Origin of the sequence: Mycolicibacterium vinylchloridicum (genome assembly GCF_013404075.1) — a bacterium.
GTDB classification, from domain to species: Bacteria; Actinomycetota; Actinomycetes; order Mycobacteriales; family Mycobacteriaceae; genus Mycobacterium; species Mycobacterium vinylchloridicum.
In genome coordinates this window covers 1-16,139 of sequence record NZ_JACBJQ010000088.1, presented here as the reverse complement: position 1 = coordinate 16,139, position 16,139 = coordinate 1, and the positions used below count along the sequence as shown (strand labels likewise).

The window sequence follows — 16,139 nt, the reverse complement described above, 5'->3', positions numbered from 1 at the left end:
CACCAAAGCGGTAGTCAGCGAAAAGAAGACCGAAAACGGACGCAACCTCGTCGTGCTCGACATCGACGTCCTCAACCAAAACGACGAAGCCACCACACCCGGAACCGCCACCATCGCACTGCCCTGAAGCCCCGCGGCAGCAGAGGATCATGATGACACAACAGCGCAAGGTCGTCGTCGTCGGCGCGGCGTCGGGCATCGGTGCGGCGGCGGCAGCGCTGTTCCACGCCAACGGTGATTACGTCCTGGGCGTCGACCAGCAACCGGGCCAGGTAACGGTGGGCGACTTCCAGCGCGTGGATCTGCGCAAGCGTGAGGAGATCGACGCGTTCGTTGCGGGGATCGGTCCTGGTTGGGATGTCCTGGCCCATGTGGCCGGCGTGCCCGGTACGCATCCCGCGACAGATGTGCTGGCAGTCAACTACCTCGGATTCAGGTGGATGGCACACGGCATGCTCCCGCTGATGCGCCGCGGTGGCGCCATCGTCGGTGTGGGATCGATCGCCGGGCTGGCGTGGCAGCAGCGCGCGGCCGATATAGCCGGGCTGCTCGGCGCTGAAACCATCGCGGAAGTCGCCGCCTGGCAGGCTGAGCAGGACCAGAACTACCCCGTCTATAGCACCTCGAAGGAGGCGCTGCTGGTCTTCGCGAAAAAGCTTGCCAGCACTGCGTGGAATGACTACGGCGTGCGGGTCAACACGGTCAGTCCCGGACCCGTGGAGACGCCTATTCTGCGCGATTTCGAGCAGTCGATGGGAAAGGATGTGCTCGATGCCGCGCGGGCGGCGGTGGGACGCCATGCCACTGTCGCCGACGTAGCACCGGTGATCACATTCCTCGCCTCATCCGCCGCCAGTTGGGTTGTCGGCCAGGACATTCAGGTCGACGGCGGTTTCGCAAACGCGATGCTGACTTCCATGCTGGCCGCGGTTTGAGTTCTACATATCTACCTGGAGCCACTGATGACCATTGAAGACACCGAAGCGCGTACTCCGCGGCCGTATCATTCGCTCGATCTTTCTGATCGTGCGTTCTGGGAACAGACCTTTCCCACCCGTGACGAGACGTTCGCCGAACTGCGCGCCGAAGCCGGTCTCAGCTGGCACCGCCCGGTATCGACGATCTTCCCCTCCGAGGAGACCGGCTATTGGGCTATCACCCGGCACGCGGATCTCAAGTACGTCAGTCAGCACAACGAACTCTTCGGTTCTCGATACGGCATCAGCATCGACTACATGCCGGCCGAGGTCCAGCAGATCAGCACCTTCTTCCTTGCAATGGACCCGCCGGAGCATTCGCGCTATCGCCGGCTGATCAGTTCGGTGTTCACGCCTCGACAGGTGAAGCTGATTGAAGATCAGATCCGTGTCAACGCCGCCGAGATCGTCGACGACCTCCTCGAAAAGCTCAGCAGCGGTGCGGAGATCGATTTCGTTGCCGAGTGTTCTGCGAAGCTGCCCATGCGCACGGTCTCGGACATGATCGGGATCGATCCGGGCGATCGCGAAGCCGTTGCCTACGCCGCGGAGGCCCTCTTCGGTGGGACCGACGCCGAGTACGCCGACATCGAGGAGATCGCGACTCATACCTTCGCGCAGCTGACCTTCTTGAACACCACCGGAACGGAGCTCGCGCAGCGGCGGCGGATAGAACCCGCCGATGATCTGATGACCAGGCTGGTGGAGGCCGACATCGACGGCGAGCGGCTGACCGATACGGATATCGGGTCGTTCATGGTGCTGCTGGCGGCTGCCGGTAACGACACCACGAAACAGACCACATCGCACGGGTTCAAGGCTCTCGCCGACCATCCCGAGCAGGTCGCCTGGTTGCTCGAGGACTTCGACAATCGGATCGACGGTGCCATCGAGGAACTCGTTCGCTGGTCGAACCCGTTGATCGCGTTCGCACGAACGGCGCTTGCCGACACCGAATTGGCTGGCGAATCAATCAAGGCGGGGGAGAAGGTCGTCCTGTTCTACTGCTCGGCGAACCGTGACACTTCGGCCTTCGACCGGGCGAACGAGTTTGATATTACGCGCACTCCGAATCCGCACGTTGGTTTCGGCGGTGGGGGCGCGCATTTCTGTCTCGGTGCACAAGTCGCCAAGATGCAGCTGCGACATCTGTTCCAGCAGTTGCTCACTCGGCTTCCGCGGGTCGAACTAGGTCAGCCCGAATACCTCCACAGCAGCCTGATCCACGGCGTTAAGCACATGTCCGTGAAGCTGGCGGATTGACTCGTGCTGCGCATCCATTTCGACCAAGACTCCTGTATCGGCAGCGGCATCTGCGAGTCGCTCGTTCCGGACGTCTTTCGTACTAACGACGACGGGACAACGAGCGTGCAGACAGACACTGTTGCGGAAGCCCGGCGTGATGAGGTCGAACAGGCCGTATCACGTTGTCCGACAGGGGCGATCGTCATCGCATCAGAGCACTGAACCGCACCGACGCTGCAGACTTGACGATGCGACAAAGTTGACACGATACGGAGGATGAAGATGGCAGACGAGGTACTGGTGGAACGCCAGGGGCGAACGCTGGTGATGACGATCAATCGCCCCGAGGTCAAGAATGCGGCCAATTCCGCTGTGGCCCGAGGATTGGCGGATGCTGTTGATGAACTGGATGCCAATCCCGATCTGTCAGTCGGCATCATCACCGGGGCGGGTGGAACATTCTGTGCCGGGGCAGATCTGAAGGCGATGGCTACGGGCGACTATCCCTTCATCGAGGGACGCGGCCTCGGCTTCACCGAGAAGCTACCGAAAAAGCCGATGATCTCGGCGGTGGAGGGTCATGCTGTCGGCGGAGGCACCGAACTCGTTCTTGCCACCGATCTGATCGTCGCCGCCAGATCGGCGAGATTCGGACTTCCTGAAGTCAAGCGCGGACTGCTCGCCGGTGCTGGCGGCCTACTTCGGTTACAGCATCGCATGCCGTACCAGAAGGCCCTGGAGCTCATCCTTACCGGTGACAATTTCACCGGAGAGGACGCCTTGTCCCTCGGATTCGTCAATATTCTCGCCGAGGACGGCCACGCCCTCGACGAGGCACTGACACTGGCAGAGCGGATCTCTGCGAATGGCCCGTTGGCGATTGCCGCCAGCAAACAGATCGTCGTCAACTCCGCCGACTGGTCGTCGTCGGAGATGTGGCAACGCCAAATGGAGTACCTTGCTCCGGTTTTCATGAGCAAGGATGCCCAGGAGGGGCCGAAGGCATTCGCCGAGAAGCGGGACCCGAACTGGACTGGGACGTAGTTGGCTCGCGGTAAGCCTGACAGTCAAAACCGAAGGAGATAATCGAATGTCATTGAAGGGCAAAGTCGTTCTGGTAACCGGCGGTGCCGGAGGTCTTGGCGAGGCGACCGTTCGCCAGCTGAATGACGCCGGCGCGTGTGTCGTCATAGCAGATCTCGCCGACGACAAGGGCGAAGCGCTCGCCAAAGAACTCGGCGACACGGTCGCCTATGTCCACACCGACGTACTCGATGACGAATCGGTTGCCGCGGCGCTCGACGAGGCCGGCAAGCTGGGCGAGTTCCGGTATGCCGTCATCGCGCACGGTGGTTTCGGTGTCGCGGAGAAGGTGGTGAACCGCGACGGCGAACCGGCGACCATCGACGGATTCAAGAAGACCGTCGACCTCTACCTGACCGGCACCTACAACGTCTTGCGCCTCGCCGCCGCGCGCATCGCCAAGCTGTCGCCGTACACCGAAGATGGGGAACGCGGAGCGGTGGTCATGACGGCCTCGATCGCGGGCTACGAGGGCCAGATGGGGCAGTCGGCGTACGCGGCGGCCAAGGGTGGTGTCATCGGGCTGACACTGGTTGGCGCGCGCGACCTCGCGGCTATCGGTGTTCGCGTGAACACCATCGCACCGGGCACCATCCGTACACCGCTGATGGAGCTGTTCGGCGAAGAGGGACTGCAGAAGTTCGCGGCCGCCATCCCGTTCCCCAAGCGGCTCGGAAAGCCCTCGGAGTACGCGCTGCTCGCCCAGCACCTACTCGAGAACACCTATATCAACGGCGAGATCGTCCGTATGGACGGAGCGCAGCGCTTCCAGCCGAAGTAGTAATACTGACTGCTGCCGCGGAGACGTCGAGAATATCCGTCTCTGCGGCAGCAGTGGTTGTGGCGAAGCGATTAGCGGGGCAGGCCAAGCCCGCGCTGGGCGATGATTGTGCGCTGCACTTCGCTGGTTCCTGCGTAGATGGTCGTCCCCAACGAGAAGCGCATGATCTGTTGGATCTGGCCGTTCTCCGGAGCGGTCGGATCGAAGGGGCTGCGCAACGCGTCGGGGCCGACCATTTCGTTGAAGTCCTGGCTTGCTCGTTCGAGTGCTTCCGTGCTGAACAGCTTCGACATCGGGCCCTCCGCTTCGATTCGCTGGCCGGTCTCTTCGAGCCACGCGCACCGAGACAGCAGTAGTGACGACACTTCGACCTCGATTGCCGCCCGCGCGAGCCTGCGCCTGACATCCGGATCGTCGATACGGGCGATGCCCGAAGCGTCTTTGGTGTCTGCTGCCCACCGCTCCGCGTGCTCCAGCAGACGGGCGATGTGCGGTCCCCATCCGGACGCATGTTCGTCCTCAAGGGCGAGTAGCAGTGTTTGCCATCCCGCGTTCACTTCGCCGATGCGCCACTGGTCGCTGATGCGGAGGTCGCTGTAGAACGTGATGTTGGTGCGCTCGCCGGACAACGTCCACACTGCCTGGGCGTCGAAGCCTTCAGAGTTGGTCGGGACGAGGAACATCGTCAGCCCTTTGTGCTTCGGCTGCTCTGGGTCGGTGCGGGCCAGCAGGAAGACGTAATCGGCGATATGCCCGTTGGTGGTGAACATCTTCGAGCCGTTGATGAGCCAGTCGTCACCGTCGCGGACAGCACGGGTGGACGCTGCGGCGACATCCGAACCGCATTCGGGCTCACTGAAACCGAGTGCGATCGTGACATCCCCGTTGGCGGCTCCGTCGAGCACCCGCTCCTGGACAAATGGTGTCCCGACTTGTCGCACCACCGATGCGACCATGCGTGTGGTCTCCCCGAGATACATCGGCGCGTCCGCGCGATGAAGCTCGGCGATGAGAATCTGCGTCTGGAATGGACTCATACGCTCACCCTGTGCAGGATCGGCTGCGTACCAACCCTTTTCGGCAAGGCCGCGGGTGAACTCGTAGTCATGGAATACGCCCGTGGTGTGAATCTGCTCTACAAGTTCAGGCGTCATAGCCGATCTGAGGTGGTCGCGTACCTGCGATTCGAACTGCGCCAATTCTGGATCCAGAGTAAACCGCACGTCAGCACACCCCGGCGCGAAGCTCGGTAAGTCGGCGACGGCAGCAGGTGGCGCGTCTTACAGAGAAGTCAGATTGCATTGATCCACCCTACTACTCTGTGCGAGAGTGGTCATTCTCGTCCCGGGATTTTGGCGCCGGCGAGCAGATGGTGTCGCCGGTCAGCCCTCGGCGAGATGGGTTGTGTCGCTTGAATACGCGTGTCAAGGAGTGAGCTGAACGTGGATCTTGCCCTAAGTGACGAGCAGCGTCAGCTGGTCGAATCCTTTGCGGGACTGTTCGAGCGTGAGTCCACCACTGAACGGGTGCGGGCCGCCGAATCGACGGGTTTTGACCCCAAACTGTGGGCGGCACTGATGGAGTCGGGCGTACTGCATATGGCTATCGACGAAGAGTCAGGGGGGTGGGGGGCGAGCTGTCTCGACCTGGCGCTGGTCGCTGAGCAGTTCGGCCGCGCTGTCGCGTCGGCGCCCCTGGTGGAGGCGCAAGTCGCAGCGGTATTGCTACAGGCGTGCGCTGCCCAGGGCAACGATGCAGCTGCTACCACGCTCGCATCGGCGCTCGAAGGTGAGCTCTTGGTGACGCTGGCACCCCGACCATCGGTAGCGAACCGACTCGGTCTGGTGCCGGGTGGTTCGGTCGCCGACGCGGTGGTCGCGCTGGACGACGATCGCCTGATCCTGGTGAGATTGGGGGACAACCGAACACCGGTGAGCAATCTGGGCTCGATGCCGCTGGCTGATGTCGAGATCGGACCGGACCGGGTACTGCTCGCCGCGGCGCCGGCAGCGGGAGGACTATTTGACGCGGCGATCGACATCTGGATGACGCTCCAGGCGACAGCCCTCGTCGGAGCGGCGGCGCGCGCGCTGGAGATCACCGTCGACTATGCGATCCAACGTAAGGCGTTCGGTGTGCCGATCGGCTCCTTTCAAGCGGTATCGCACCGCCTCGCCGACAGTGCCACGGCCATCGACGGTGCCCGGTTGCTCGGCTATCGTGCCGCATGCGCGGGCGTCGACGAACCCGACCGGGCGAGCGAGTTGGCTGCGATGGCTTTTTCCTTCGCCTACGAATCAGCCCGCGACCTCACACACCGCGGCATCCACTTCCACGGCGGTTACGGATTCATGATGGAGCAGGATATTCAGCTGTTCTACCGGCGCTGCCGCGGATGGGCGAACGTGTTCGGGGACACAAACACCGGACTGGACCGAGTCGCGAACGCTCGATACGGCGAGAACTGAGTCGAGTACGAATGCCGCCCGGCATTGAGACCATCACAACTGAGGAGTGGCAGCATGCTGGAAGCAGTCGAATTCGAGGTGTATAGCCACGCTCCGTCGCTTGACCTGTACCGGAGGAACTGGGTACCTGACGAAGGTGTGTGCCTTGCGGGCACCTGGCTGGGTGCTGTGGTGTCGGACAGCTCAGGGCAGAACTACTGGGGCCTACGCGGCACCGACGACTTTCTCGTCGGCATGACGCATGTGGTGTCACCGATCTGCGGGTTCCGCAGACTCAAACCATCGATGGACGCTGTGCCAGATCACCTTTACACCGAGTACGCCTCGATCGACTTCTATGAGCCGCTCCAGTACGCGGAGTCATCTGATCGCTTGGATGTGACGTTTGGTAGCGGACGAATCAGCCGAGACGCAAACGGATGTCACTGGTCTGACGCCGGCGGCAGATGGGAGATGCACGCGCAGACCGTTAGCGACGTCTTCGTGGTGCATGTGCCGGTCCAAGAAAAAATCGATCAACCGGTGTATTACCGGCACGAGGTGATGACCGCCCAAGGAACCATCGACGGTGTCGAGGTATCTGGGTTCGCGCACCAGGATTATGCCTACGGGCCGCCTGGAAAGGTCTACCCCGAGCTGCCGATCGCGCTGAAGCTGCAGGGGATGTGGGTGTCGTGGATGCACGAATACGACGACGGCGAAATTGGCGGCGGCTGCTTCTGGCAAGGACGTGATGGCCTGCCTTTCGGCCCCGGCTACCAGCTCAAGGGGGGAGTTACCACCGTCCACAACGATATCGTGGCCACTCCGACGTTCAACGACGGAGGCAAGATCGCCGCGCTGGACGTGTCTATCGCCGGCGATACATATGCTTTCGCGTTCGACACCGCCGGTAGCCCGCTGCACGTGTTCGGAACGCTGAGCGGCAGTTCATCGGGTGAGCACGTGTCGCGCAGCTGGTGCTGGGTGGAATACACCGGTGGCATGATGACGCCGGAGATTCTGGGTCTGGTCATGCAGCCCTATCGACTTGCCAGGGGTTTGTGACGCGGATAAGCGGGGCTGTTCGATAGCTTGACGATACCGCGGGTCTCGTGCTTCTCGCCAAGCGGTCGGTATCGGACAATTGTCGGCGACCGGCGCGATCTCCAGCAACAATCCGGCTGCACCGGTCGCGGTCGCGCACGGCCCGACCGAAATGGATCGCACATGGTTCGGGCATACGCCCTACAGCACCGCCAAACGCCGCCGACGCTTCTCTTCCGTGAACGTGCTACCCGCTTGGGCATCTTCAGTAAGTCTGGCGGACAACCCATTTCAGCGCTGATGTGACAGATTGACACTCCCTGTCCCGGTTCTGGTGTGCGCAAGGCGCAACGGCGATGCCGGCGCTTGTCGTGCGCGCAGTCTTGCGGGAATTACCACATCAAGCGGTGGAGAGGAGTAGTTATCGCAAATGAGAATGTTGATTGACCATACCCGCGAATGCGGCGTAGAGTCCGCTTATCTGTAGCTGCCCTATCCCATTCGAAGTCGCGGAGGCACTGTTGCTTGGCTGTTTGTGCCGCATTAGAGCGGCGATGCCGCGCATCGCTTCAGCCGAGACCGTGGGTCCCTGCGTCAGGCGGCTTGGGGCGCCATGGTGACGGACGGGATCTTTCGCCGTGCCGTGGTCGGCTTCGTCGGCGTATTGGTCCTTATCGGCATTGTTGTCGTCGCTGCGACTCAGTTCGCGGGCGGGTTCACTCCGAGTGCGCAGGTGATCCTGATGGCGCCGCGAGCGGGCTTGGTGATGAATCCCGACGCACAGGTCCGACTTCTCGGCGTCCAGGTGGGCACCGTGAAATCAATCGAGGATCTACCCGACGGGCGCGCGGCCATCCACCTTGCGATGGACCCCGACAAATTGTCTGCCATCCCGTCCAACGTGGCGGCGGAGATCTCCGCCAGCACGGTATTCGGCGCAAAAAACGTCCAGCTCATCCCGCCTGCCAATCCGTCGACGGCGTCAATGACGCCCGGACAAGTGCTGGACGCGCAACACGTGACCGTCGAAGTCAACACCGTATTCACTCAGCTGACATCGGTGTTGTCGAAGATCGACCCGGCGAAATTGAATCAGACCCTTGCCGCGGTCTCGGCGGCGTTCAACGGCCGTGGCGAACAACTCGGTCAGTCCTTGAGCGACCTCAACCACTATCTCGGAGCGGTGGAACCGCACCTTCCGGCCTTGGCTGGTGACCTCGACGTGTTACCAACCGCCGTCGCCGCTTACGCCGATTCAGCCCAGGACGTGGTGAACATCCTGGACAGCACCAGCAGCATCAGCGACACGATCGTCGACCAACAAGGCCAGCTCGACACCGCCCTAATGAGTCTGATCGGCTTGGCGGATGCCGGCAACGACGTCGTGGGTTCGAACGCCGACGCGTTGACCCGCGTGCTGCATCTGTTGGTCCCGACCTCTGATCTGCTGCGCGGGTACAGCCCCGCGCTGTGGTGTGGGCTTGCGGGATTGACCGTCCTGGCCAACCAGCCGGCCTTGAAGGATCCCGGGCTGCCCGTGCTGTCCGGGTTGCTGTGGAGCTTGGACCGGTACCGCTATCCCAGCGATATGCCCAAAGTCGCCGCATCGGGCGGCCCCCAATGCACGGGACTGCCAAAGCTGCCGTATCAAACGGTTCCCCCGTTCGTCGTCACTGACACCGGAACCAATCCGTGGAAATACGGCAATCCCGGGCTGGTCCTCAACTCTGATGGGATCAAGCGTTTGCTCTTCGGGGACATCGACGGCCCGCCCCGTAACTCCGCACAGATTGGCCAGCCCGGATGATGCCCGCTCGGTCGCTATTGCTCCGGGTAGGGGCGTTCACCACAGTGATGGTGCTGCTCACCGGGTTCCTCTTCCTGGTGTTCGGGCAGTATCGTACCGGTAGCTCCGTTGGGTACCGTGCCGTCTTCGCCGACGTGTCGCGGCTCAAGCCCGGGGACACGGTACGAATCGCCGGTGTCAAAGTCGGTGCTGTGGAGGATGTTTCACTTCGTAACGACATGAGCATCGAGGTGTCGTTCAATACGGATCGTGCTGTTTCGCTCACTCAAGGAACTCGAGCCGAGGTCCGCTACCTCAACCTCGTCGGTGATCGGTACCTCGAGCTGGTCGAGGGGCCCGGAAACGCCAAGATACTTCCGGCCAACGCGGAGATTCCGAAGGATCGCACCGCGCCCGCACTCGATATCGACATGCTCCTCGGCGGACTCAAGCCGGTGATCCGCGGCTTGAACCCCGACGACGTCAATTCCCTCACCGCCACGCTGGTGCATATTCTGCAGGGCGAAGGCGGAAACGTGGAATCGCTGTTCGCGCAGACCGCGTCGCTGACCAACACGCTGGCCGATCACAACGACGTTCTGATGCGAGTGATCGACAGCCTCAAGACGCTACTGACCACACTGAGCGCCGAAGGTAATGACTTTTCCGGGGCAATCGATCGACTGGAGAAGCTGGTCACCGGCCTGTCGCATGATCGCGAGCCGCTCGGCGATGCGATCGTTGCGCTCAGCCAGGGGACAGCGTCGTTGACCGACCTACTCGGCGCGTCCCGGACACCCCTTGCCGGGGCAGTGGACCAGCTCAATCGACTGGCGCCCGGCTTGGACGAGTACAAGGACCGCATCGACACCGCATTTCAGAAGGCACCGGAAAATTACCGCAAACTCGCACGCGTCGGTTCATACGGATCATTCATCAACTACTACGTGTGCTCGTTGACCTTCCGCGTGACCGATCTGCAGGGCCGCACCGCGGTGTTTCCGATGTTGCACCAAGATACGGGAAGGTGCGCCGAGAACTAATGCTCAAATATCGCGCGAAAAACCTTGCCCGCGCAGGCTTCATCGGAGCGGTGCTGGTCATACTGGTGATTCTCGTTGGGCTGCAGCCTGAGCGCCTGTCGTCATGGGCGACCGCGTTGCGCTACCAGGCGGTGTTCGTCGACGCTAGCGGCATCACCGAAGGCAACGCGGTGACGATTTCCGGCCTGAAGGTTGGTTCGGTGTCGGCAGTGGCTCTCGATCGGGGGCACGCCGTCGTCACCTTCGCCATTGATGGCGCTGTCGTCCTCGGGTCGCAAACCACGGCACACATCAGGACCGGAAGTCTGCTGGGAGAACGGGTACTGACACTTGACTCTGCGGGATCGGGACGCATGAATCCCAATGACGTCGTCCCGCTGGTGCGCACCACAACCCCGTACGTCATCACAGAGGCCACCACCGAGCTGACCACGAATGTCGCAGGAACCGACACGACCTCCCTCAACCAGTCACTCGACACGTTATCGGCCACACTCGACCAGATAGCGCCCCAACTCGGGCCGGCCTTTGACGGTCTGTCGAGGATGTCGAAGGCGCTCAACGAGCGCGACGACACGCTCGCCGATCTGCTCAAGCGCAGCAACGACGTCACGAAAATACTTGCCAACCAGAGCGCTCAGGTGAACACGCTTATTCTCAACGCCAACGATCTGGTCCAAGTGCTCGCTGACCGGCGCCAGGCGATTGTCAGTCTGCTGGCAAACACCTCCGCGGTCGCGCAACAGCTGAAGCTTTTGGTCAAGGACAACGAGGCGGAGTTGGCGCCCACGCTGCAGAAGCTCAACGCGGTGACCGCGGTTTTGGAGAAGAACCGTGACAACATCGGCAAGGCGCTTCCCGGCCTAGCCAAGTTCCAGAACACGTTGGGGGAGGTAGTCGCCAGCGGGCCCTACTACACCGCCTACATCCCGAACATCGCACTGCCACAGGTTAATCAGGCATTGCTGGATTACATCTGGGGTTTCCGACGCGGTACCGATGCCGGGCAGCCACCTGACAATGCCGGGCCGAGAGCTGAATTCCCGTTCCCCTACAATGCAATTCCGCAGGTGCCCCGATGACTAAGCGCAGACTCGTCATGAGTGCCGTAGTGCTGATGGTACTGCTCGTGCTGGGCGGCAGTGTCGTGCTGGTGCGCGCCACCATGTTCGCCCCGACGACGGTCACCGCGTATTTCGCCTCCGCAGGCTCGGTCTACCCGGGCGACGATGTCCGGGTAGCCGGGGTGAAAGTGGGCACCGTCAAGTCGATCGTGCCGGACGGCGCCCAGGCGAAGTTCGCCCTGAGCATCGACCATGGCGTGCCGATTCCGGCTGCGGCCAGGGCGGTGGTCGTGGCCCCCAATATGATCTCGGCGCGTTACGTCCAACTGGCGCCCGCCTACGAAACCAGCGGGCCGAAGATGGTCGATGGCGCCGTGATACCTCTTGACCGGACGGCCATTCCCGTTGAATGGGACTCCGTCAAGGAGCAGCTTTCCCGGCTGGCGACTGAGCTCGGGCCCAACGCGCAAGTCTCGACGACCTCGGTCTCTCGGTTCGTCGACAGCGCGGCAGACGCGATGGCGGGCAACGGCGCGAAACTGCGTGAGACGTTGAAGCAGCTCGCCGCTATCGCCAGGGTGTTCGCGGCGGGCAGTGGTGACATCGTTCAGACGATTGAACAGCTGCAGCTGTTCGTGACCACACTTCGCGACAGCAAACAACAGATCGTGCAATTCCAGGACGGACTGGCCTCCTTGACCAGTGTGTTGGATGGCAGCAGGTCGGATCTCCACGGTGCGCTCACCAACCTTTCCGAGGCTGTCGGCGAGGTACAGCGCTTCGTGGCCGGTACGCGGGGCGGCGCCGTCGAACAGGTGCAGCGACTAGCCGCCGTGACCCAGAATCTGGTCGATCACCGCATGGACCTCGAGCAAGTTCTGCACGTCGCACCAACGGCGCTGGTGAACACCTATGACATGTTCGACCCGCGTACCGGGACCGCCGCCGGCCAGTTTGTCCTGAACAACTTTACCGACACGAACATGCTGCTGTGCGGGATGATCGCCGCAGTCTCCGACGTCACTTCCCCCGAATCGGCAAAGCTGTGCAGTCAGTACTTGGGTCCGGCCCTGAATCAGTTGAATTTCAACTACCTGCCGATTCCGTTCAACCCGTTCCAGGCGGGTGCGCCGTCGTGGCAGGAAATGGTCTACAGCGAAGCCCGGCTAGAGCCGGGGGGCCAGGGCCCCAGGCCGCAGGCCGTGCCCGACCAGCCTCCGTCGGTTTCGGCATACACAGGTCTTCCCGGGGACACCCCGGGCAGCGACTGGCCCCCGGCGCCCGGGGTGTCCCCGCCGGCCCCGGCACCGCTGGCTCCATCGGAATCACCCCCGGTCGCGCCGCCGGCGAATCCCACCGCCCCCCTTCCCGCGGAAAGGCCGTCCTCATGACCCAGTGGGCCCGTCGGTTACGAACTGCCGCGGCGGCCTCGTGTGCGGTGATCGTACTGAGTTCGTGTTCGTTCCAAGGATTGAACTCGCTGCCGCTACCCGGTGCGGTCGGTCGCGGTGACGGAGCGCAGCACTTCCATATCGAATTCACTAATGTCGGTGCGTTGGAACCCAATTCACCTGTCATGGTGAACGATGTCATCGTCGGTAGCATCCAGTCCATCACCCTGAGGGGATGGCATGCTGTGGTTGACGCTTCGGTGCGTCCGGGGACCGTCGTACCGCGAAATGCCGTGGCAAGCATCGGGCAGACCAGCCTGCTGGGCTCGATGCACGTGTCGTTGGATCCACCGATCGGGGAACCGTCGCAGGGCCGGCTTCCTTCTGGCTCCACGATCTCGTGGAAGGATTCGGTGACCGCCCCGTCCACCGAGCAGACGCTGTCGGCGGTGTCGGTACTGGTCAATGCCGGTGGGCTCGGCCAGCTCGGCGACATCATCCATAACTTCAACGTCGCCGTCGGTGGCCGGGAGTCAGACATCCGCTCGCTGATCGAAAGGCTTAACCGTTTCGTGGGCACGCTGAACGATCAGCGTGCCAGCATCGTCGACACGCTGGTCGAACTCGATCGGTTCGCCGGGACGTTGGCCGATCGCCAACAGGTCCTTGAGCGCGCCTTGAAAAGGATCCCGGCTGCCCTGGATGTGCTGGTTACCGAGCGGCCTCATCTCACCGAGGCACTGACGAAGCTGGGTGAGTTCGGCACGGTCGCGACGCGGTTGGTCAACAACAGTAAGGACGATCTCGTCACCAACCTCAATAACCTGCGGCCGGCGTTCTGCGCACTGGCCGACTTGGGCCCCGACGTGGACACCGCGCTGGCCTTCGCGACCGTGTTCCCGTTCGGTCAAAACTTCATCGACCGAGCCGTTCGCGGCGACTACATCAACATGTTTTCCACCTTCGACATCACTGTCCCGCGGATCAAGCGCGGCCTGGCCCAGGGCACTCCCTCATATCAGGGCAATGCACCGATTGTGCCGGCCCCGGGTGATCCCGGCTATGACGCCTTCTACGCGCAATTCCCGGACCCCAAGACCGCCACGACGCCGATCCCGCCATGGCTGGCCGCGCTCCCGCCGGACACCACCCCGCCGTTCCACCTCAACGGTGTAGCTCCATTGGGCGTGCAGCCGCCGATTCTCAAGCTCCCGCCCGCCACCACGCCAAGCGGATGTGCCTGATGCTGACTCGATTCGTACGTATCCAGCTCATCGTCTTCACGATCGCCTCGATTGTCGGAATCCTGATCATGACATTCGTCTACATGCAGGTGCCGACACTGCTCGGGGTGGGCCGACTCAACGTCACCCTGGAGCTCCCCGCAGCGGGTGGGCTGTACCGCTTCAGCAACGTGACCTACCGAGGCGTTGAGGTGGGCAAGGTCGCCCAGATACGCGTTGTCCGGCACGGCGCCCAGCCGAGCGTTGAAGCGGACCTCTCGTTGGATCGTCAATTCCCGATTCCGGCTGATGTGGTGGCGCAGGTACGCAGTGTCTCTGCGATCGGTGAGCTCTACGTTGACCTGCAACCGAACTCGACGGCCGGACCGTACCTCCACGATGGATCGGTGATCCCCGCGGATCACACCAAGCTGCCAACCCCGGTGGGGCCGATGCTCGACAAAGTCAGCGCGCTGGTCGACTCTTTGCCGAAACAGCGGATGAGTGATCTGCTCGACGAGACATCGAAGGCCTTTACCGGCGCCAGTGACGACGTGGCCTCGCTGTCGGATTCGTTCTCCACGATCGCAAAGGGACTCAACAGTGTCGCCGATCCCACCGGCGCACTCGTTGACGACGCGCGACCACTGCTGGATTCCCAGGCCGACCACCAGGATTCGATCAGGACCTGGATCCACAGTCTGTCGGGAGTGACAGATCAGTTGAGGGCTGACGATCCACAATTCCGTCGTCTTCTCAACGGTTTACCGCCGATGGCCAGCGAGGTCACCCAACTTCTTGATGATTCGCGCGCCACCTTGCCGGTGCTGCTCGCCAACTTGACGACCATCGGACAGGTCGCCGTCGTCTACCACCCATCGCTGGAAACCTTGCTGGTGGTGCTCCCACCGCTGGTGGCGATGACTCAGGCCTCGGCCGGCACCAATAATCCCTCGGGAATTACCCTGGGGGACTTCAGGCTGGGAGCCGGGGATCCGCCCGCATGCACCGTGGGCTTCCTGCCGCCCTCGCAGTGGCGGAATCCCGAGGACGTGACAACCATCGACACGCCCGATGGGCTCTACTGCAAGCTGCCTCAGGATTCGCCCATTCTCGTGCGCGGTGCACGGAACATGCCGTGCATGGGGGTGCCGGGTAAGCGCGCCCCGACGGTGAAGGAGTGCTACAGCGATAAGCCGTTTTCCCCTTTGGCGATGCGTCAGCACGCGCTCGGTCCGGCTCCGATCGATCCCAATCTGATCGCTCAGGGAATTCCGGTGGATGGCCGGATAACCATGGACCAACACCTCTATGGTCCCCTCGACGGAACCCCACTGCCCCCTGGTGTCGCCCCGACACCGATTCCGGGTGTACCGGCAGCGCCGCCACCGCCGGGGGGTGACGCGCCGCCGCCTGGCACTCCGGCACCGCAGCCGACGCAGGATGTACCCGACTCTGCCCCAAGCGGTTTCAGTCCTGGAACGCGTCAGTCACAACCGTCCGTGTCGTTCACCCAGTACGACCCGCGCACCGGACGCTACGTGGCGCCTTCGGGGCAGGTATACCAGCAGAGCGACCTGGTGTCGGGCTCCCCCAAGAGTTGGCAGGATCTCGTGTATTCCGAGGCTCCGCGATGATCGGGCTGACCTGGCGCACGACCTACCGACTAGCGAGCGCGGTTGTGTTCAGCGGAGCGTTGTGGACAGCATCGGCGACGGCCCCGGCTCATGCCGGCGATTGCTCAGTGCCGATTTCGGGGACGTACACCGCGTTTTCCGACGGCGTATGGGCCCAAACCAATTACCGATTCCACGACGAAGCCCCGGTCACCAGTACGTGGACGGTCACGAGCAACTGTTCGACGTATCTGGACTGTACTGGCAACGTCGTGACGGATGCGGGTTGGAGCGCGCCGGTGGTCTGTGGGTTGCGTCCAGCAGAGTGGTGTACGAGTCGGACCTGATCAGCGGTACCGGCGTGTCGTAGCCGGATGAATGAAGGTCATCGCGTGATTCTTCGAGAGACCCGCGAAAGTCACTCGAGCAAAGGAAT

At 62.5% G+C, this 16,139-nt stretch carries 14 protein-coding genes; 13 read left to right on the top strand and 1 reads right to left on the bottom strand.

What is annotated here, in order from left to right; all coding sequences use genetic code 11:
• Positions 1-149: 149 nt before the first annotated feature.
• From HPC46_RS32205 to HPC46_RS32185, 5 genes are read left to right on the top strand one after another with little or no spacing between them, the layout of a single operon-like run.
• Complete coding sequence (locus HPC46_RS32205; RefSeq protein WP_179476107.1) at positions 150-935, top strand: coniferyl-alcohol dehydrogenase; 786 nt, start codon at positions 150-152, stop codon at positions 933-935.
• 27 nt (positions 936-962) lie between these two features.
• Positions 963-2,240 (top strand): cytochrome P450, encoded by a 1,278-nt coding sequence (locus HPC46_RS32200; protein WP_179476106.1) that lies wholly within the window; start codon positions 963-965, stop codon positions 2,238-2,240.
• Positions 2,241-2,243: 3 nt separating this feature from the next.
• Entirely contained in the window at positions 2,244-2,444 is a 201-nt protein-coding gene (locus tag HPC46_RS36025; RefSeq protein WP_179476105.1) for a ferredoxin, read from the top strand.
• A 60-nt stretch (positions 2,445-2,504) separates the two neighbouring features.
• The gene (locus tag HPC46_RS32190; protein WP_179476108.1) at positions 2,505-3,266 is read left to right on the top strand and encodes a crotonase/enoyl-CoA hydratase family protein; all 762 of its coding nucleotides are present in this window, start codon (positions 2,505-2,507) and stop codon (positions 3,264-3,266) included.
• A gap of 46 nt (positions 3,267-3,312) precedes the next feature.
• On the top strand, positions 3,313-4,086 hold the full coding sequence (locus HPC46_RS32185) for an SDR family NAD(P)-dependent oxidoreductase (RefSeq protein ID WP_179476104.1): 774 nt from the start codon (positions 3,313-3,315) through the stop codon (positions 4,084-4,086).
• Positions 4,087-4,157: 71 nt separating this feature from the next.
• Here HPC46_RS32185 and HPC46_RS32180 read toward each other — a convergent pair whose 3' ends face one another.
• Entirely contained in the window at positions 4,158-5,309 is a 1,152-nt protein-coding gene (locus HPC46_RS32180; RefSeq protein WP_179476103.1) for an acyl-CoA dehydrogenase family protein, read from the bottom strand.
• A 219-nt stretch (positions 5,310-5,528) separates the two neighbouring features.
• Between HPC46_RS32180 and HPC46_RS32175 the strand changes: the two genes are divergently transcribed.
• The 8 genes from HPC46_RS32175 to HPC46_RS32140 all read left to right on the top strand — a co-directional run bounded on the left by HPC46_RS32175 (position 5,529) and on the right by HPC46_RS32140 (position 15,724).
• Positions 5,529-6,554 carry an acyl-CoA dehydrogenase family protein gene (locus tag HPC46_RS32175; RefSeq protein ID WP_179476102.1) on the top strand — a complete coding sequence of 342 codons (1,026 nt, stop codon included), beginning with the start codon at positions 5,529-5,531 and terminating at the stop codon, positions 6,552-6,554.
• A gap of 54 nt (positions 6,555-6,608) precedes the next feature.
• Positions 6,609-7,601 carry a hypothetical protein gene (locus HPC46_RS32170; protein WP_179476101.1) on the top strand — a complete coding sequence of 331 codons (993 nt, stop codon included), beginning with the start codon at positions 6,609-6,611 and terminating at the stop codon, positions 7,599-7,601.
• 592 nt (positions 7,602-8,193) lie between these two features.
• Positions 8,194-9,387 (top strand): MCE family protein, encoded by a 1,194-nt coding sequence (locus HPC46_RS32165; RefSeq protein WP_179476100.1) that lies wholly within the window; start codon positions 8,194-8,196, stop codon positions 9,385-9,387.
• A complete protein-coding gene (locus HPC46_RS32160; RefSeq protein WP_179476099.1) occupies positions 9,384-10,409 on the top strand; it encodes an MCE family protein in 1,026 nt (341 codons plus the stop codon). The genes HPC46_RS32165 and HPC46_RS32160 overlap by 4 nt, the downstream gene beginning before the upstream one ends.
• Complete coding sequence (locus HPC46_RS32155; protein WP_179476098.1) at positions 10,409-11,491, top strand: MCE family protein; 1,083 nt, start codon at positions 10,409-10,411, stop codon at positions 11,489-11,491. The genes HPC46_RS32160 and HPC46_RS32155 overlap by 1 nt, the downstream gene beginning before the upstream one ends.
• A complete protein-coding gene (locus HPC46_RS32150) occupies positions 11,488-12,864 on the top strand; it encodes an MCE family protein (RefSeq protein WP_179476097.1) in 1,377 nt (458 codons plus the stop codon). The genes HPC46_RS32155 and HPC46_RS32150 overlap by 4 nt, the downstream gene beginning before the upstream one ends.
• Entirely contained in the window at positions 12,861-14,108 is a 1,248-nt protein-coding gene (locus tag HPC46_RS32145) for an MCE family protein (RefSeq protein WP_179476096.1), read from the top strand. Before HPC46_RS32150 ends, HPC46_RS32145 begins: the two co-directional genes overlap by 4 nt.
• Positions 14,108-15,724, top strand: coding sequence for an MCE family protein (locus tag HPC46_RS32140; RefSeq protein ID WP_179476095.1), 1,617 nt, complete (start codon positions 14,108-14,110; stop codon positions 15,722-15,724). The genes HPC46_RS32145 and HPC46_RS32140 overlap by 1 nt, the downstream gene beginning before the upstream one ends.
• Positions 15,725-16,139 lie beyond the last annotated feature (415 nt).